Source organism: Arthrobacter sp. zg-Y179 (genome assembly GCF_020907345.1).
Lineage (GTDB): Bacteria > Actinomycetota > Actinomycetes > Actinomycetales > Micrococcaceae > Arthrobacter_B > Arthrobacter_B jinronghuae.
Genome location: NZ_JAJJOB010000002.1, coordinates 177,419 through 194,714 on the forward strand (window position 1 = coordinate 177,419; position 17,296 = coordinate 194,714).

At 68.3% G+C, this 17,296-nt stretch carries 13 protein-coding genes; 4 read left to right on the forward strand and 9 right to left on the reverse strand.

All coding sequences use genetic code 11. The annotated features are described in order from the left end of the window. Positions 1-34: 34 nt before the first annotated feature. Genes LOC56_RS01180 through LOC56_RS01190 form a run of 3 tightly spaced genes read right to left on the reverse strand, consistent with a single transcriptional unit; the run spans position 35 to position 7,340 of the window. Positions 35-3,568, reverse strand: a complete 3,534-nt coding sequence (locus tag LOC56_RS01180) for an ATP-dependent helicase (RefSeq protein ID WP_229949753.1) — start codon at positions 3,566-3,568, stop codon at positions 35-37. Further along, a complete protein-coding gene (locus LOC56_RS01185; protein WP_229949755.1) occupies positions 3,565-6,882 on the reverse strand; it encodes an ATP-dependent helicase in 3,318 nt (1,105 codons plus the stop codon). The genes LOC56_RS01180 and LOC56_RS01185 overlap by 4 nt, the downstream gene beginning before the upstream one ends. After that, positions 6,879-7,340, reverse strand: a complete 462-nt coding sequence (locus tag LOC56_RS01190) for an MGMT family protein (protein WP_229949756.1) — start codon at positions 7,338-7,340, stop codon at positions 6,879-6,881. Before LOC56_RS01190 ends, LOC56_RS01185 begins: the two co-directional genes overlap by 4 nt. Positions 7,341-7,415: 75 nt before the next feature. Between LOC56_RS01190 and LOC56_RS01195 the strand changes: the two genes are divergently transcribed. The 4 genes from LOC56_RS01195 to LOC56_RS01210 all read left to right on the forward strand — a co-directional run bounded on the left by LOC56_RS01195 (position 7,416) and on the right by LOC56_RS01210 (position 11,128). Beyond that, positions 7,416-8,138, forward strand: a complete 723-nt coding sequence (locus LOC56_RS01195; protein ID WP_229949757.1) for a 3'-5' exonuclease — start codon at positions 7,416-7,418, stop codon at positions 8,136-8,138. A 259-nt stretch (positions 8,139-8,397) separates the two neighbouring features. Continuing rightward, a complete protein-coding gene (locus tag LOC56_RS01200; RefSeq protein WP_229949758.1) occupies positions 8,398-9,378 on the forward strand; it encodes a methionine ABC transporter ATP-binding protein in 981 nt (326 codons plus the stop codon). Continuing rightward, positions 9,375-10,163 carry a methionine ABC transporter permease gene (locus tag LOC56_RS01205; RefSeq protein ID WP_229949759.1) on the forward strand — a complete coding sequence of 263 codons (789 nt, stop codon included), beginning with the start codon at positions 9,375-9,377 and terminating at the stop codon, positions 10,161-10,163. The genes LOC56_RS01200 and LOC56_RS01205 overlap by 4 nt, the downstream gene beginning before the upstream one ends. Before the next feature lie 125 nt (positions 10,164-10,288). Continuing rightward, the gene (locus tag LOC56_RS01210; RefSeq protein ID WP_229949761.1) at positions 10,289-11,128 is read left to right on the forward strand and encodes a MetQ/NlpA family ABC transporter substrate-binding protein; all 840 of its coding nucleotides are present in this window, start codon (positions 10,289-10,291) and stop codon (positions 11,126-11,128) included. A 74-nt stretch (positions 11,129-11,202) separates the two neighbouring features. On the opposite strand, the gene hemL is transcribed toward LOC56_RS01210, so the two are convergent. From hemL to hemQ, 6 genes are read right to left on the reverse strand one after another with little or no spacing between them, the layout of a single operon-like run. Continuing rightward, positions 11,203-12,528, reverse strand: a complete 1,326-nt coding sequence (gene hemL / locus LOC56_RS01215) for a glutamate-1-semialdehyde 2,1-aminomutase (protein WP_229949763.1) — start codon at positions 12,526-12,528, stop codon at positions 11,203-11,205. Continuing rightward, entirely contained in the window at positions 12,528-13,511 is a 984-nt protein-coding gene (hemB, locus tag LOC56_RS01220; RefSeq protein ID WP_229949764.1) for a porphobilinogen synthase, read from the reverse strand. The genes hemL and hemB overlap by 1 nt, the downstream gene beginning before the upstream one ends. A gap of 34 nt (positions 13,512-13,545) precedes the next feature. Continuing rightward, on the reverse strand, positions 13,546-14,409 hold the full coding sequence (locus tag LOC56_RS01225) for a uroporphyrinogen-III synthase (protein WP_229949765.1): 864 nt from the start codon (positions 14,407-14,409) through the stop codon (positions 13,546-13,548). Between the two features lie 24 nt (positions 14,410-14,433). Beyond that, positions 14,434-15,390 (reverse strand): hydroxymethylbilane synthase, encoded by a 957-nt coding sequence (gene hemC / locus LOC56_RS01230; RefSeq protein WP_229949766.1) that lies wholly within the window; start codon positions 15,388-15,390, stop codon positions 14,434-14,436. After that, positions 15,390-16,583, reverse strand: a complete 1,194-nt coding sequence (locus LOC56_RS01235; RefSeq protein WP_229949767.1) for a ferrochelatase — start codon at positions 16,581-16,583, stop codon at positions 15,390-15,392. The genes hemC and LOC56_RS01235 overlap by 1 nt, the downstream gene beginning before the upstream one ends. Beyond that, positions 16,580-17,287 (reverse strand): hydrogen peroxide-dependent heme synthase, encoded by a 708-nt coding sequence (gene hemQ / locus LOC56_RS01240; protein WP_229949769.1) that lies wholly within the window; start codon positions 17,285-17,287, stop codon positions 16,580-16,582. Before hemQ ends, LOC56_RS01235 begins: the two co-directional genes overlap by 4 nt. Positions 17,288-17,296 lie beyond the last annotated feature (9 nt).

Here is a 17,296-nt window from a genome sequence, read left to right on the forward strand (position 1 = left end):
CAACCGGTCCAGCTCCCGAACCCCGTCCGCCGAATCAGTATCCGGCGGACGGGGTTTTTGCTGCCTCCCGGATGATCTGCTCGAGTTCGTCTTCGCCGGCCAGGTTGTACGGCCGGATCAGCTTGTCGGCCGCCACATAGTAGAAGGCTGCCCGTACCTGCTCCAGAGGAACCCCCTTGAGCCGCGCCCAGGCCAGCCGGTACACGGCGAGCTGCACGGAGCGCACATCGAGCTTCTGCGACGACGGCGGCGCACCCGTCTTCCAGTCGATGAGGTCCCACGTGCCGTCTGCATCCTGGAACACGGCGTCGATCCGGCCGCGGACGACGACGGTGTCCACCTTGGTTTCCACCGGCACCTCGATGAAGGCCGGTGTCCGCTGTGCCCAGTCCGAGGCTTCGAACGTGGCAATCATGTCCTCCAACTGATAGGCCTCATCCACATAGGCGTCAGCGGCGCCGGGGTATTCGTCGATATCCAGCATGCCGCTGGAACCGAAGAATTCCTCAACCCAGGCGTGGAAAGCGGTGCCCTTGCGGGCGGCCATGCCCGGTTGCCGCGGCACCGGACGGCGGAGCTGCCGGGTGACCTCCGCCGGGTTGTCCTTCAGGTCCACCAGCATGGATGCCGAAATGTGGGCGGGAAGTTCCACCTGCACCACCTCGTTCGGCGGACGGTGCCGGGCCAGCACCAGTTCCGTTTCGCGGCTCCAGCGTCCGGCCGGGGAGGCAGCGGCAGTGTCGGCAGGCTCGGAATCCCGGCCGGGCAGACCTTCTTCCCCCTGGCCCGGAGCGTCTTCTTCGTCCCGGCCTTCCTCCTGCCGCGCAGCCCTCGCAGCCCGGCGTCCGGCCGATTCCAGCACGGCTTCCGCCGCCGTCTCCATCGCCTGCCGGCGCGGTCCAAGGGGATCAACCGGCCATACTGCCCGCTCCGCCTCGGCGTTGGCCGGGTTTTCCGTCCCTTCGTCTTCCGGCAGGACCCAGTGCAGGAGCCGGTATCCCGAAGCACCGGACTGCTCCAGATCGTAGAGGTCCTGCAGGTACCGCGAGGGTGCCAGCGGCTTGGACCGTCCCCCGCCCCAGGCGGAGGAGGTGCAGATCAGTACGGATTTGGCACGGGTGAACGCCACGTAGGCAAGCCGGCGTTCCTCACGTTCCGCGTGGCCCTTGGCGTCTTCACTGAAGAGCTTTTCGCTTTCCAGCCAGGACTTCTGGTCCACCTGTTCCCAGTCCCACTGCGGCAGGTCCAGGCTGTCGCCGCGCAGGGTCCACGGGATGGCGGCATCTCCGCTGCTCCAGCGTGAATCCTTGTCACTGGGGAACGAGGCTTCGTTCAGGCCCGGAACCACCACGATGTCCCATTCCAGGCCCTTGGACGCGTGGACCGTGAGGAGCTGGACCGCTTCCCGGCTCGGCTCAAGCGGCGTCACGGGCAGACCGTTTTCCTCGGAGTTGGCCGCTTCCAACCAGGCGAGGAACGCGGCCAGATCCACCCGTTCGGCGGACGAACTGAAGGTGGCCGCGGCGTCGATGAAGGCGTCCAGGTTCCGCCGGGACTCGTGCAGGGTCACGCCGGGCTTGGCCGCAACCTCGATGTCGAGCAGGATCCGGCGTTCCACTTCCCCGATCAGCGTGGTCAGGTCCTCGCCGACGAAACCGCGCAGGTCCCGCAGTTCGTTCCGCAGCTGCGTCAGGCGCTTCAGTCCCTCCTCGGAGAGGGACCTGCCCGCGTTGGACACCCAGCCGGGGCGCGGCAGTGAGTCCACGGCTTCCACGAGGCTGCCGGCCTCCACCAGATCCGCCTCCACCACGAGGTCCGGCCCTTCGTCCGGGCCGTGGATATCGGCGGCGTCGGCAACCCGGACGGCCCGTTCACGGACGCGGACCAGGTGCCGGGACCAGTCCGCCAGTGCCATGAGGTCCGCCGGTCCGATCCGCCACCGTGCTCCGGCCAGGATCCGCAGCATCGAATCGGAACGTCCCGGGTCGCCCAGGACCCGCAGGACAGCGAGCAGGTCCACCACTTCCGGTGTGGACAGCAGTCCGCCCAGTCCGACAATCTGCACCGGAATCCCCCGTTGCTCCAGTTCCTTGCGGATCGGGTCGAACTGCTTGCGTCCGCGGCACAGCACAGCCACGGTGGGCCGCACGGGCTGGTTGCGCTCGTCCCGTTCGAAGGTCCTGCTGCGGTGGAACGCCACCTGCTCGGCTACGGCCTCGGCTTCCCCCAGGATCCGTTCCGGGGTGCCCTTGCCGGGTTCCACCGAGACGTCGCAGAGGTAGCGGCCCAGGTACACCTCGCCGACGGGGGCGTTGGGCTTGGCCTGCAGCTCGGGTACGTGCGGCAGGCGCTGGTGTTTAAGCCACGGGGCAACCCCGTTGAGCGGGGTGGAGACGGTGTTGGCGGCCGCCAGCACCGAGGTGGAGTTCCGCCAGGCCACGGACAGGTTTGCCAGCGGCGCGAGCTCGCGCCCGTTGTCGGTGAACAGCGGGAACTTCTCCCGGAAGGTGCCCAGCTGCCCGGCGGAGGCCCCGCGGAACCCGTAGATGGACTGATGCGGATCCCCCACGGCGGTAACGGAGCGGCCGTCGCCGAACAGGTTGGAGAACAGCACCATCTGGGCGTGGGAGGTGTCCTGGAACTCGTCCAGCAGCACCACCTTGAACTTGGCGCGCTCCATTTCCACGGCTTCGGGGATGGTGGCGGCAATCCGAGCGGCCAGTTCCACCAGGTCGCCGAAGTCCAGCTGCCGGCGCTCCGCCTTGGCCTGCCGGTACGCTTCCACCAGTTCGGTCACGGAGATGCGCGTGCGGAGGCGGTTGATCAGCTTCCTGGCTGCCTGGGTGGGTTCCTTCGGCTTGCCGAACTGATACGGCAGGGCCGAGACGGCGGCCACGTGTGCTTCGAGTTCGGCACGGACCTCGGCCGGGGTCCGCAGATGTTCGGAGCATTCGCCGGCCATCTGCAGCACCGCTCCGACCAGGGTGGACTTGGCTGCGGTGAAGTGTTCGTAGTCCCCGGAATAGGCTTCCACCACTTCATTGGCCAGCTGCCACGACTGCGCGCCGCCAAGCATCACGGAATCGCGTTCGACGCCGATCCGCAGGCCGTAGTCGTTCACGATCCCGTTCGCGTAGGAATGGTAGGTGGAGACACTCGGCTCCATCCGTTCCTCGCCGCCGGCGGCGGTGTCCGGATCCGCTGCTCCGCCGGGTCCGGCGTCGAGCTGGTGATACAGCAGGTTCAGGCGCGCGCGGATGCGGGAGGCCAGTTCGCCGGCAGCCTTGCGGGTGAAGGTGACCCCGAGGATCTGTTCGGGCCGGACCAGTTCGTTGGCCACCAGCCAGACCACCCGGTCCGCCATCGTCTTGGTTTTGCCCGAGCCCGCCCCGGCGATGACCAGCAGGGGCTCGAGGGGGCCTTCGATGATGCCGGCTTGGTCATCCGTGGGGTACTGCACCGACGAGTTCGGGTCGGTGTGCAGCAGTTCCGCCAGCTCCCGGGCGGAGTACTTCGGGACGGGCGCCGCTTCCGGCAGCTCCCCCGGTACCGTTACGGGCGCACTCACTCGGTGACCTGCTTTCCTTCAGCACAGATGGGACAGATTTCGGGCAGCCGGCAGCCGTTGCCGCCAAAGCCGCTGCGGCCGGGGTCGTGGACCGTCTCGAAGAACGCCGCGGACATCAGGGCCGCCGCGTCGCGGACCATGTCGCGGGCCGTGGTGTCCTCGGGGTCCAGCGGCGGCTGTTCCTGGACGGAAACACCCTTGTTCGTGGTGCCGAGCTGCACCAGGGCGGCTCCGCCGGGTACCGGAGGGGCGTCCGGCAGCGCTCCTTCGCGCACCGCCTCCTGGTAGGCGGCCAGCTGCGGGTGACCCTGCAGATCGTCCTTCTTCGGCGCGGACTTGCCGGTTTTCAGGTCCACGATGAACAGCCGGCCGTCCTCGTCGACTTCCAGCCGGTCGATCTGCCCGCGCAGCAGGGCGGTGCGGACGGCGCCGTCGATCTCCACCGGCAGCTCCACCTCGAAGTCCTTTTCGACCGCCACGAGGGACCGGCCGCTGCGGCGCATGGTGATGACGTATTCGGCGAGCTTGCGGACCATGGTTTCGGCCCGCTGGTAGTCCATCTGCCCCTCCCAGTTGTCCTTCATTCCCAGGGAGGGCCAGCGTTTCTGCAGCTCCTGCACGTACTCGCTGCCGGCGGCGTCGGGCATGTCCTGCGCGATGGAATGCACCAGTGTGCCCAGGGAGCGGGCGAAGTCGGTGGCCTGCTCGCCGCCCGCAGCGGAGACGAACCAGCTCAGGGGCGACTTCAGCACGGCGTCGACCTTGGAGGGCGAGACCGGGATCCGCGCATCCGGGGGCAGGATGGGAGCGGTGCTGGACAGCGGGGCGAGCCCCCACCACTGCTCCGGATGGGCTCCCGGGACCCGCACGGGGTGGTTCAGCATGGTCCCCAGGTGATGGACGGCTTCGGCGGCTGTTTCCGGATCTTCCGCGGGCTGCTGGGCGTAACGGCGCAGTTCCGCCACCAGCGAGCGCAGCGTGTGCGGGCGCAGGACCTCGGTGCGCTGCCGTTTTTCCGCCCCCGGTTCCAGCGGTGCCACGAGGTCAAGGAAAGATGAGGGCTGCTCGTCTTCGGAGGAGACGGCCGTGCAGATGAGCACTTCGCGGGCACGTGAAATGGCGGTGGAGAAGCTGCGCAGCTCGTCGAAGCGGATGGACTGCATCAGTGTCAACGGGCTGCGGTGTGCCCGGAAATTGTCGCCGTGCTCGACCGCCGCCACCAGCTCGCCGCTGCCCAGCAGTTCACCGCGCAGGCGCAGGTTGGGCCACACGTCCTGCTGGATGCCGGCGACTATCACCATCGGCCATTCCCGGCCGGCAGCGCTGGCCGGGGTGAGCAGCTCCACTGCCTCCCTGCGCTGGGCACGCGCGGCCAGCGTATCCATGGGCAGCTCGGAACTGGTCAGGTAATCCAGGAACTGGGCCGGGGTGGAGCCGGGCAGCTGGTCGACATAGCGTTCTGCAGTCTGGAACAGGGCCATGATCGCGTCCAGGTCCCGGTCCGCACGGGAGGCACCCGGGCCTCCGGACAGTGCCGTTTCCGCCCAGCGCTTGGACCAGCCGGAAACGGACCACAGAGCCCACAGGACGGTCTCCGCCGTCGCTCCCGGTTCCTTGGCTGCTGCCCGGCCTGCGGACAGCATGGCGGATATGCGCTGGGCGGCCGGGCGGGCGTCCCAGCTCAGTCCCGCAAGGGCCCGGCCGGATTCCGATTCCGGGTCCAGCAGTGACTCCACCAGCAGTACGTCGCTGGTCCGTCCGCCGCCGGCGCTGCGCTCTTCCCGGCGCAGTGCCTGCCGCAGCCGGCGCAGTTCCAGCGTGCTGGCGCCGCCGATGCGCGAGGTCAGCAGGGACACTGCCAGCTCGGGGGTAAGCAGGTCCGGTTCCAGTACGACGGCGAACGCGTCCAGCAGCGGGCGGACGGCGGCTTCATCGCGGACCGCCCGTTCGGCGACGGGGACCTTGACTTCGATCCCCTGTCCGGTGAGGTAGCGCTGGAGGGCCGCCAGCTGGGCGCCGGTCCGGACGATGACGGCGATGTCCTCGAGCGAACGGCCCTGCAGGAGCTGGGCTTCCAGGATCCGCTGCGCCACGTAACGCTGCTCATGCATGGGGGTGTCCACTACATGGGCCTCGGCCGTGCCCGCAACCGGAGCAGCGCCGGATTCCGGTACTTCGGATTCCGGTACTTCGGCGCCCGGCGTGTCGGCGGGGCCGCCGTCGGCTTGAGCATTCGCCGGGAGCCTCCCGATGAACCGGGCATCGGCCACGGCGGTGCGGTAGGACGGCAGGGAGCCGACCACGGAAATCCGTGAGGCCGTCCGGGTCCAGGCTCCGGCCAGCGAACCGGTCAGCCGGTGCGAGGTGGTCAGGACGCGGGTCTGGAGGTGTCCGTCAAAACGCCTGTCCAGCAGGCCCACCAGGTCCGGGCGGGCGCCGCGGAAGCCCTGCACCACGGTGTCGGGGCAGGCGGCGGCGATGGAATCTCCGGTGCCGGCCAGCAGCGCGTAAAGGCTGTGGATGGCCGGGTTGGCTTCCTGCAGGTCATCCACCAGCACCAGCTGCTGGCGTTCCCGCTCCGCCGCCAGGAATTCCGGATCCGAGTGCAGGATGTTCAGGGCTGAAGTGATAATGCCTGCCGGATCGAAGGACTCCGGCATGCGCAGATCCAGGACGTCCCGGTACTCGGCGTAGAGTTCCGCGGCGGCCACCCAGTCCGGCCGGCCGTGCCGCTGTCCCAGTTCGCGCAGTTCCTCGGCGGAGATGCCGTATTCAATGACGCGGTCGAAGAGCTGGCGGATTTCCTGCCGGAAGCCGCGGGTGCCCAGGGCAAGGTCCAGGCTGTCCGGCCAGGGCAGTTCCGGCACCCCGTGCTGTCCGTGCCCGGCCAGCAGTTCCTTGATGATGACGTCCTGTTCGGCGCCGGAGAGCAGCTTCGGAGCCCGCGTGATGTAGGGCAGGCGGCCTTCGGTCTTGGCGCGCCGGATGAGGTCGAAGGCGTAGGAGGCCCAGGTGCGGGCGGGGGCGGTGCTCAGGGTTCCCTGCAGCCGTGCCGAGAGCGCGTCCCGCAGGCCGGCAGCGGCAAGCCGTGAAGGCGCCAGCATCAACAGATGCGAAGGGTCAAGCCCGTCGCGTTCAATCCGTGCGACGGCGGCTTCCACCAGGACGGTGGACTTGCCGGTTCCCGGCGCTCCGAGGACGAGGACGGGGCCGCTGCCCGTCGGCAGGTCCACCACGGCCTGCTGGTCCGCGCTGAGCCGGGGCGCGGACAATGCGCTTGCAGCCGGCCCGACGAGTTGGAGTTCAACGCTCATGGTTCCACTTCATCATGTCCCTCCGACATTCCTGATATCGGCGCCCCCGGTGTTTGCTGCCCGGTGGGGTCCAGAACATCCGGGGCGGTCCGCAGGGTGTTCTGCAGGCCGGTCCGGAGGCTGTCCAAGCGGTCCCATTCCGCCTCGTCGGGCTGCCAGCGGGCGGCTTCGATCCGCACCCGGTAACCCGCGCCGTCGTCGTCCGCCGTCCCGCGCACCGGGGTGCCCTCGAGCCGGTAGTGTTCCCAGGCGCGCCCTTCATGGCAGCGCGGCGGTTGTCCCGACGATCGCAGGACCCGCCACCAGCACACCTCGGAGCCGCGCGCGGACATGACCGCGCCCACCTGCCGCGGTCCGCCGGCGTCGAGCAGTTCGGCAATGTCGCCATAGGAGAGCACGCGTCCGGGCGGTATGAGATCGGCCACAGCCAGCACCGCGTCGGCGTAGTCCCTGCGCATATCCAGTAGGGTACCGACGCCGGGCGGGCCGCGGCCAATCCCGGGAATGTCAGCGCTCCCCGATAGGTTTGAGGCATGAACAGCTGGCATGAACTTCCCCGGGCGGCCTTCGATCTGGAGACCACGGGCCGGGACCCGCAGACCGCGCGGATCGTCACCGCATCCATCATCCTGGTCAACGGCCGGGGCGAAACCCTGCAGCACCACGAGTGGCTGGCCTGCCCCGGGATTCCGATCCCTGCCGAGGCGGCAGCCATCCACGGCATCACCAATGAACGCGCCCGGGCGGAGGGCGGGGACCCGGCCGCCGTCACGGCCGAGGTGGCCGAGGTGCTGGCCGGCATGTTCGCCGCAGGCATTCCCGTCCTGGCTTTCAACGCCTGCTACGACTTCACGGTCCTGGCCCGCGAATGCGAGCGCTTCGGCCTCACGGCTCCCCATCCGGTTCCCGTGATAGACCCGTACATCCTGGACAAGCAGGTGGACCGGTTCCGCCGCGGCAAGCGCACCCTCACCGCCATGGCCGAGCACTACGGCGTGGGGTTCGAGAATGCGCACACCTCAGCGGCCGACGTCGCGGCCACCCTGTCCGTGGCATCAGTGATGGCCGCGAAGTATCCGGAACTGCAGTGCGATGCGCGCACCCTGCACGAGTCACAGGTCAGCTGGGCCGCAGGCCAGGCTGCCAGCTTCCAGGAATACCTGCGGCGCCGGGAACCGGAAGCCGTGATCGACGGCAGCTGGCCGTTGCGTGCCGCGCCGGACCACGCGCCCGGGGCCGTCCTGGACCCGGCCTGATCCGTTAGCTCCCGCGCGTCCGGACAGCTCTTCACAGGCCGTCACTTTGGCCGGAGCGCCGCAGCCAACATGCGATACTGGTACCTGTGTTTGGCGCTGATGGCGCCCCAGGCGTACGGCGCGTTCCTGCGCGCGCGTAATGTCTCGCGCCACGAGATTGGCAGGCACCCTCCGCACAGCCGGCATTTGGGCACGGCACAGAACCGTGCTCCTTTCCCCATGCTCCGGTCCGGCCATTGAACGCATATGACGAGGACGAATGATCACAGTTACCGACCTTCGCAAGGTCTACCGGCAGGGCGACCGCACGGTCACTGCACTGGACGGCGTGAGCCTGAGCGTGCCCAAGGGTTCGATCCACGGGATCATCGGCCACTCCGGTGCCGGAAAGTCCACCCTGGTCCGCTGCCTGACCCTGCTGGACCGGCCGACGTCGGGCTCGGTCACCATCGACGGCCGTGAGCTGACCGCGGTGAAGGACTCCGAGATCCGCGCGGCCCGCCGCCGGATCGGCATGGTGTTCCAGCACGCGAACCTCATGGACTCCCGCACCGCCGCTGCCAACATTGCCCACCCGCTGGAGCTGGTGGGCACGAAGAAGAGCGTCATCGATGCCCGCGTGAAGGAACTGCTGGCCCTCGTTGGCCTCGAAGGCAGCGCCGGGGCGTACCCCGCGCAGCTTTCCGGCGGACAGAAGCAGCGCGTGGGCATCGCCCGGGCACTGGCTTCGGATCCCGATGTGCTCCTGTGCGATGAGCCGACCTCGGCCCTGGACCCCAGCACCACGGACGACATCCTGGACCTGATTTCCGATCTCACCCGCCGCCTGGACCTGACGGTCCTGATCATCACGCACGAGATGAACGTGGTGAAGCGGATCTGCGATTCGGTATCCCTGCTCGAGGCAGGACGGGTGGTGGAACACGGCCCGCTCCGCGAGGTCGCCTCCGACCTGCGCGGCCGGCTGGCGAAACAGCTGATCCCGCTGCCCGTGACGCCGCCGTCTCCCGGCGGTCCGGTCCTGGAACTGCTGTTCACGGGCCAGACCACGTCGGACCCGGTGCTTTCCGCCCTCACCCGCCGGTTCGACACCGATGTCAACGTCCTTGCCGGCAGCGTCGAGCTGCTGGCCGGCACCCGCTTCGGACGGCTGCGCATCCAGTTGGACACGCACACCGACATGGCCGCCGTCCATGAATACCTCGCCCTGCAGGGCGTCACCGTGGAGGTGGCAGCATGAACTTCCTGACCGGACTCTTCGACAACCCCGGAATCACCAAGGCACTGCCCGAAGCCGTGCTGGAAACCCTCCAGATGGTCGGCATTTCCGGTTTCTTCACCCTGCTGATCGGCCTGCCGCTGGGCGTGTTCCTGCACGTCAGTGCGCCCGGGGGCCTGCTCCCCATGAAGGTCGTCAACCGGATTGTCAGCGATATCATCGTCAACATCACCCGGTCGGTACCCTTCGCCATCCTGATGGTCACCCTGATTCCGCTGGCCCGCCTCATCACCGGGACCTCGATCGGGCCCGTGGCCGCCTCGGTATCGCTGAGCATCGCCACTATCCCGTTCTTTGCACGGCTGGTGGAAAACGCGCTCCGCGACGTCGCCGGCGGCAAGATCGATGCAGCCCTGGTCATGGGATCAACGAAGATGCAGGTGGTCACCAAGGTGCTGCTGCGCGAGGCCCTGCCCGGCCTCGTCGCCGCACTGACCACCACGCTGGTGACCCTCGTGGGCTACTCCGCCATGGCCGGCATCGTCGGCGGCGGCGGTCTCGGCAGGCTGGCCTACAACTACGGCGTCCAGCGCTTTGACACGCAGGTCATGGTGGTCACGATCATCATCATCGTGGCCCTCGTACAGATCATCCAGCTGGCCGGCGATTTCGTTTCCCGCCGGGTGGACCACCGGTCCGCCGCGGGCACGGGCCGGCGCAGCCGCCCGTCTGCCGCAGCAGAAGGCATCAGCCCCGACGCCGCGCCCGCCGGCACCGCCCGGGAACCCGACAAGACCACCGTCTAGTCTCCGTCTTCGCAAGGTCCGGGCGTGCCCCGGGCCCTGCGGACCTGCAGCCAGTAGCCGCTAGCTGCACCTTCCCCGGGGCGGCGGACATCCGCTTCCCGGGTTACGTGAAAGGAACGCATTCGATGCGTAAAACACTTACCCTCGTTGCCACCGGTGTGGCCACGGCCCTGGCGCTGACGGCTTGCGGCGGATCCGACTCCGCCTCCAGCGCCGTGGAGAGCCTTGACCCCGCAAACCCGGTAACCCTGACCGTGGGCGCCAGCCCCACTCCGCACGCCCGGATCCTCGAATTTGTCCGGGACAACCTCGCCGAGGACACCGGCCTGGAAATCGAGATCCAGGAGTTTGACGACTACGTCACGCCGAACATCTCCCTGAATGACGGCGACAGCGACGTCAACTTCTACCAGCACCTGCCCTACCTGGAATCCCAGATGGAGAGCCAGGGCTACGAGTTCGAGCACGGCGCCGGAATCCATGTAGAGCCCTACGCCGCGTTCTCGGAGAAGCATGAGGACGTCTCCACCATCAAGGAGGGCGCCCGCGTGATGGTTACCAACGACCCCTCGAACCAGGCCCGCGCCCTGAAGATGCTTGAGGAAGCCGGACTTGTGAAGGACATCGCGGACGATTCCTCCGTGCTGACCCTGACCGAGGAACAGAATCCCAAGGACCTGGACTTCCAGGAAAACCAGCCGGAACTGCTGGTCAACGACCTCAGTGATCCCACCGTGGACCTGGCCATCATCAACGGCAACTACATCCTCGAAGCCGGTCTGAGCACGGATGACGCCCTGCTGGTGGAATCCGCCGAGGACAACCCGTACGCCAACTTCCTGGTCTGGAAGACCGGTAACAAGGACGCACGGATCGACAAGCTCGAGGAACTGCTCCACTCCCCCGAAACCAAGGCCTTTATCGAAGAGACCTGGCCGAACGGCGACGTGACCGCAGCTTTCTAAAGCGGGACAGCAAAAACCCCGCACTTCCCGTTTCAACGGGAGGTGCGGGGTTTTTTACTGCCCTGAACCCGGCCTTACGGCTGGGCTGCAGCAGCGGCCTTCGCAGCGGCCGGCAGCGCGGCGTAGATCCGGTTCATCGCGGCGTCGTCGTGGGCGCCGGACAGGAACCAGGCCTCGAACACCGACGGCGGCAGGTAGACCCCTGCGTCGAGCATCGAGTGGAAGAACGGGCGATACCGGAACGCTTCCTGCGCCTGGGCCTGCTCGTAGTTGTGCACGCCGGTGGCGGAAGTGCCGAAGGCGACGCTGAAGAGGCTGCCCGCGCGCTGGATGCTGTGGTCCACGCCGGCCGCCTCCAGTTCGGCGGACACTGCGGCGGAGAGCTCCGCGGAGCGGGCATCCACGTTGGCGTAGACCTCGGCGGTGGCGGCCTTGAGCGTGGCGACGCCGGCTGCCATGGCAATCGGGTTACCCGAGAGGGTGCCGGCCTGGTAGACCGGGCCCAGCGGCGCGAGGTAGTCCATCACGTCGGCGCGGCCACCCAGGGCTGCGACGGGCATGCCGCCGCCGATCACCTTGCCGAAGGTGAACAGGTCCGGGGTCCAGCCTTCCTTCGCACCGGTCAGCCCCCAGAAGCCTGCCGGTCCGGTGCGGAATCCGGTGAGTACCTCGTCGAGGATCAGCAGCGCGCCGTGCGAGGCGGTGATCCGGGACAGGGCGGCATTGAAGCCCTCGTCCGGAGTAACCACGCCCATGTTCGCCGGGGCGGCTTCGGTGATGACTGCGGCGATGTTGGCGCCGTGCTCGGCGAACGCCTTCTCGACGGCGGCCACGTCGTTGTACGGCAGCACCAGGGTCTCCGCGGCGGTCGCTTCGGTGACGCCGGCCGAGCCGGGCAGTGCCAGGGTGGCCAGGCCGGAGCCGGCGGAGGCGAGCAGCCCGTCGAGGTGGCCGTGGTAGCAGCCGGCGAACTTGATGACCAGGTTCCGGCCGGTGAAGCCGCGGGCCAGCCGGATGGCTGTCATGGTGGCTTCCGTGCCGGTGGACACCATGCGCAGGCGCTTCACGCCCGGCACGCGGTCCATGACCAGCTGCGCCAGTTCGGCTTCGGCCGGGGTGGACGCACCGAAGGACAGTCCGTTGTCCACGGCTGCGTGTACGGCGGCCAGGACGTCCGGGTGGGAGTGGCCCACCAGTGCCGGGCCCCAGGAGCAGACGAGGTCCACGTATTCGCGGCCCTCGGAGTCGGTGATGTACGGGCCCTTGGCGGAAACCATGAAACGGGGCGTGCCGCCCACGGAGCCGAAGGCCCGGACCGGGGAGTTCACGCCGCCGGGCATCAGGGCCCGGGCGCGGTCAAAGAGTTCTTCGGAGGACGACGGTGAGACAGGTGAGGACATTACTTGCTTTCCTTCAGCCAGGCCGCCAGTTCGGTGGCCCAGTAGGTGAGAATCATGTTGGCGCCGGCCCGCTTGATGCCCAGCACGGACTCTTCGATGGCCCGGCGGCGGTCAATCCAGCCGTTGGCGGCGGCAGCTTCAATCATCGCGTACTCGCCGGAGATCTGGTAAGCGCCCACCGGGACCGGGGACATGGCGGCCACATCGGCCAGCACGTCGAGGTAGCTCATGGCCGGCTTGACCATCAACATGTCGGCGCCTTCTTCGAGGTCCAGCTCCACTTCGAGGAGGGCCTCACGGCGGTTCGAGGCGTCCATCTGGTAGGTACGGCGGTCGCCCTTCAGCTGGGAGTCCACCGCTTCGCGGAAGGGGCCGTAGAACGCGGAGGCGTACTTGGCGGCGTAGGCGAACAGGGAAACGTCGGTGAAGCCGGCGGTGTCCAGGGCGTGGCGGATGACGGCGATCTGCCCGTCCATCATGCCCGACGGGCCCAGCACATGCGCGCCGGCGCGGGCCTGCTCCACCGCCATCCGGCCGTAGATCTCCAGGGTGGTGTCATTGTCCACCACGCCGTTTTCATCCAGCACGCCGCAGTGTCCGTGGTCGGTGAATTCGTCCAGGCAGACATCGCTCATGATGACGAGCTCGTCGCCGACTTCCTCGCGGACGGCGGCGATGCCGCGGTTGAGGATGCCGTTGGGGTCGGTGCCCGCGCTGCCGACGGCGTCGCGCTCGGCGGGGATGCCGAAGAGCATGATGCCGCCGATGCCCAGCTCTGCCGCTTCGGACGCGGCTTTCTTCAGGCTGTCCATGGTGTGCTGGACGACGCCGGGCATGGATGTGAGCGGGTTCGGCTCGGTGATGCCCTCACGGACGAAGGCCGGAAGGATCAGCTCGGCCGGATCCAGCCGGAATTCTGCGGTCAGCCGCCGCATGGCGGGGGTGGTGCGGAGGCGGCGGGGACGGTGCTGAGGGAAGCTCATGGGGATGGTTCTGCCTTCCGGTAATGATGGGGAACTAGGTAGTAGGACCCGTAGACATAGCAACGGAGAGTGCGTCGGCTATTCCCGCCGGGGTTGGCTGCTTCGCCACGGCATCCGGTCCCGCACCCAGTTCGCGCATCCGCGCAGCTGTGCTGTCGCCGATGGCCACCAGCAGTGTCCCGGCCGGGACCGGCACGCAGCGCCGGACGAACCGGCGGGCGATGCTCGGTGAGGTGAGGACGACGGCGCGGCGTCCGGCGGGTGCCGACGCGGCGAAGGCTTCGGGGTCCAGGAGTCCTTCCCCGGTAACCGCCGGGGTGAAGCGCACGCCCGTAGCCGGGTAGTCCACCGTGCAGTACGCGGTCACGGCGCGGACCTCCCAGCCCAGGGAGGTCAGTGCCTCGTGCAGGGACGGGTCGGCGATATCGGCCTGCGGCAGCAGCACCCGCAGGTCCCCGCCCTCCGGATCCGATCCGGAAGGATCCGGCCAGGATGCGGCCAGGCCCCGGGCCGACTGGTCGGTGTCGGGCAGGAAATCGATATCGAAGCCGACTTCTTCCAAGGCCTGCCGCGTTCCGGCACCGACGGCCGCGATCCGGGTATCGGCGGGCACCAGGGCCTCGGGGCAGATGCCCAGGGCAACACACCGGCGGGTCACGGCCCGCACGGTGGTGACACTGGTGAAGACCACCCAGGCGAACCGGCCGGATTTCAGCGAATTCAGTGCGCGGTCCAGCTGTGCGGTGTCCGCCGGGAACTGGAAGTCGATCAGGGGCATCAGCGTCACCGATGCCCCGCAGTCCTGCAACTCCCGGACCATGGCCGAAGCCCGGTCCGGGGTGCGTGGAAGGACAACGTTCAGTCCGGCGAGGTCCGGGCCGTGGTGTCTGGCTGCCATCTCAGCAGCTCCGGAATCCGGGCATCAGCTGGCAGGAAGATCCGTGAGCTGCGCGGCGCCGGCCGCCAGCAGCTCCTCGGCAACCTGCACGCCCAGGGCGCGGGCGGCATCTTCGTTGCGTTCGCTGACGACGCCGGTGCGGCGCATCAGCCGGGTGCCGTCGTCGCTGCAGACCACGGCTTCAAGCGTGATGCCTTCGGCTCCGACGCTGGCCAGCGCACCGACCGGAGCCGTGCACCCTGCCTCAAGCCTGCCGAGCATGGCCCGTTCGGCTGCCACCGTGAGGCGGCTTTCGAGGTGGTCATACGCGGCAAGTGCCGCCGCGAGCTGCCCTTCGGCGGCGTCGGCCGTGCGGCACTCCACTGCCAGCGCTCCCTGGCCGGGGGCGGGAAGCATCACGGCGGGATCAATGAACTCGGTAACCATGTTCAGGCGGCCCAGCCGGGCCAGGCCGGCGGCCGCCAGCACCACGGCGTCGAGGTCACCGGGGGCGCCTTCCACCAGGCCGGCAACCCGGCCGAGGCGGGTATCCACGTTGCCGCGGATGTCCACGATCTCCAGGTCCGGGCGGGCGGCCCGCAGCTGGGCTGCCCGGCGCGGGGAACCGGTGCCGATCTTCGCACCGGCGGGAAGGCCGGCCAGGGTCAGCCCGTCACGGGCACACAGCACGTCGCGGACATCCACCCGTTCCGGAATGGCGCCCAGGACAAGGCCGTCCGCCGGGGAGGTGGGCAGGTCCTTGAGCGAGTGCACGGCAACATCGCAGTCCCCGCGCAGCAGCGAGTCGCGCAGCGCGGCCACGAACACGCCGGTCCCGCCGATCTGCGACAGGGCGGCACGGTTGATGTCACCCTCGGTGCGCACCCGGACCAGTTCGACGTCGAAGCCGCCGAGCCCGGACAGGGCCTCGGCCACGGTGGTGGTTTGGGTAACGGCCAGGGCGCTGCCGCGGGTGCCGATCAGGACGGGCGAGTGCGCCACTACTGGACGCCCACGGTGGAATCGGCGCCTGCAATTGTCGGCTTCTCGCCGCGCAGGTTCGCGCAGCAGCCGGGGCGGCAGACGTCGTACCACGGGCCGAGGTCGGTCATGGCGGGGCGGATGGCAATGTTGTTTTCCAGGGTGCGTTCCTGCAGCAGGTCCACCAGTCCGGACACGAAGGTCTCGTGGATGCCGGGGGTCGGCGTGCGGTCCGCCGCCAGGCCCAGTTCCGTGCAGGTATCCATGGCCTCGGTGTCGAGGTCCCAGATCACTTCCATGTGGTCGCTGACGAAGCCCAGCGGAACAATGACCACGCCGTTGACGCCCTTGGCGGGCAGTTCGGCGATCGCGTCGTTGATGTCCGGTTCCAGCCAGGGGATGTGCGGTGCACCGGAGCGGGACTGGTAGACCAGCTGCCAGTCCATGCCTGCGGCTTCGGGGACCCGCTCCATGATGGCGCGGGCGTTGGCCAGGTGCTGGGCCACGTAGGCGCTGCCTTCTTCGAACTCGCGGTCGCGCGGACCGGAGGCTTCGGCGTCGGCGGTGGGAATGGAGTGGGTGGAGAAGAGGATCTCGATCTTCTCGTTGTCCACGCCCTTGGCGGCCAGCTGCGCGCGGACCTTGGCGACGGACTCGCGGACGCCTTCGACGAAGGGCTCCACGAAGCCGGGGTGGTCGAAGTACTGGCGGACCTTATCCACGTGCAGCTTCTTGTCCAGCCCGGTCTTCAGGAGGTTCATGCCCAGGTCTTCGCGGTATTGGCGGCAGCTCGAGTACGAGGAGTAGACGCTGGTGGTGACCATGAGGATGCGGCGGTAGCCGTTGTCGTACGCCTCCTGGAGGACGTCCTTGATGTAGGGCGCCCAGTTGCGGTTGCCCCAGAGGACGGGCAGTTCGACGCCTCGGCGTGCCAGCTCTGCTTCCAGTGCCGCCTTCAGCGCGCGGTTCTGCTCATTGATGGGGCTGATGCCGCCGTTGGCGCGGTAGTGGGTGGCCACTTCCTCCAGCCGCTCATCGGGGATGCCGCGGCCGGCGGTGACGTTGCGCAGGAAGGGAATGACGTCTTCCTGGCCTTCCGGGCCGCCGAAGGAGGCCAGCAGGATGGCGTCGTAGTGCTTCGGGGCCATGCGGCCGTTTTCATCGACGCCCTCAAAGGGGTCGAAGGCAGGCTCGTGGGAAACAGCGGATGTCATTTGAGTACCTCAGCAACTTCGGCGGCCGGGATACGCCGGCCGGTGTAGAACGGGACTTCTTCACGGACGTGGTTGCGGGCCTCGGTGGCGCGCAGGTGGCGCATCATGTCGACGAGGTCAACCAGGTTGGGAGCTTCGAGGCCCAGGATCCATTCCCAGTCGCCCAGGGCGAAGGAGGCCACGGTGTTGGCAAGGACCTGGGGGAATTCGCGGCCGAGCATGCCGTGGTCGCGCAGCATCTTGCCGCGTTCCTCGGCGGGCAGCTGGTACCACTCGTAGGAACGGACGAACGGGTAAACGCAGATCCAGGTCTCGGGATCGATGCCCCGGGCGAAGGACGGCCAGTGGTTCTTGGAGAACTCAGCGTCGCGGTGCACACCCATGGCGGACCAGGCGATCTCGGTGCCGGCGAACAGTTCCGTCCGGCGGATCTGCCGCAGGGCCGCCTGCAGCGCTTCCGGCGCGCTGCCGTGCAGCCACACCATCACGTCGGCGTCCACGCGCATGGCGGACACATCGTAGAGTCCGCGGAGCGTGACATTGCTGGCAGCGAGGTCCTTGGTCAGGGCCTCGAAGGCATCAACGGCACCGTTCGAGACGGGCGCTTTCGGCATGGAGGACCGCTTGAAAACGGTCCAAAGGGTAAAGAACTGTTCGTCGTTGCCGGCCGTTCCGGCGGCGCTGCGGTCCATCGTCTCACTCATGTTTAACAG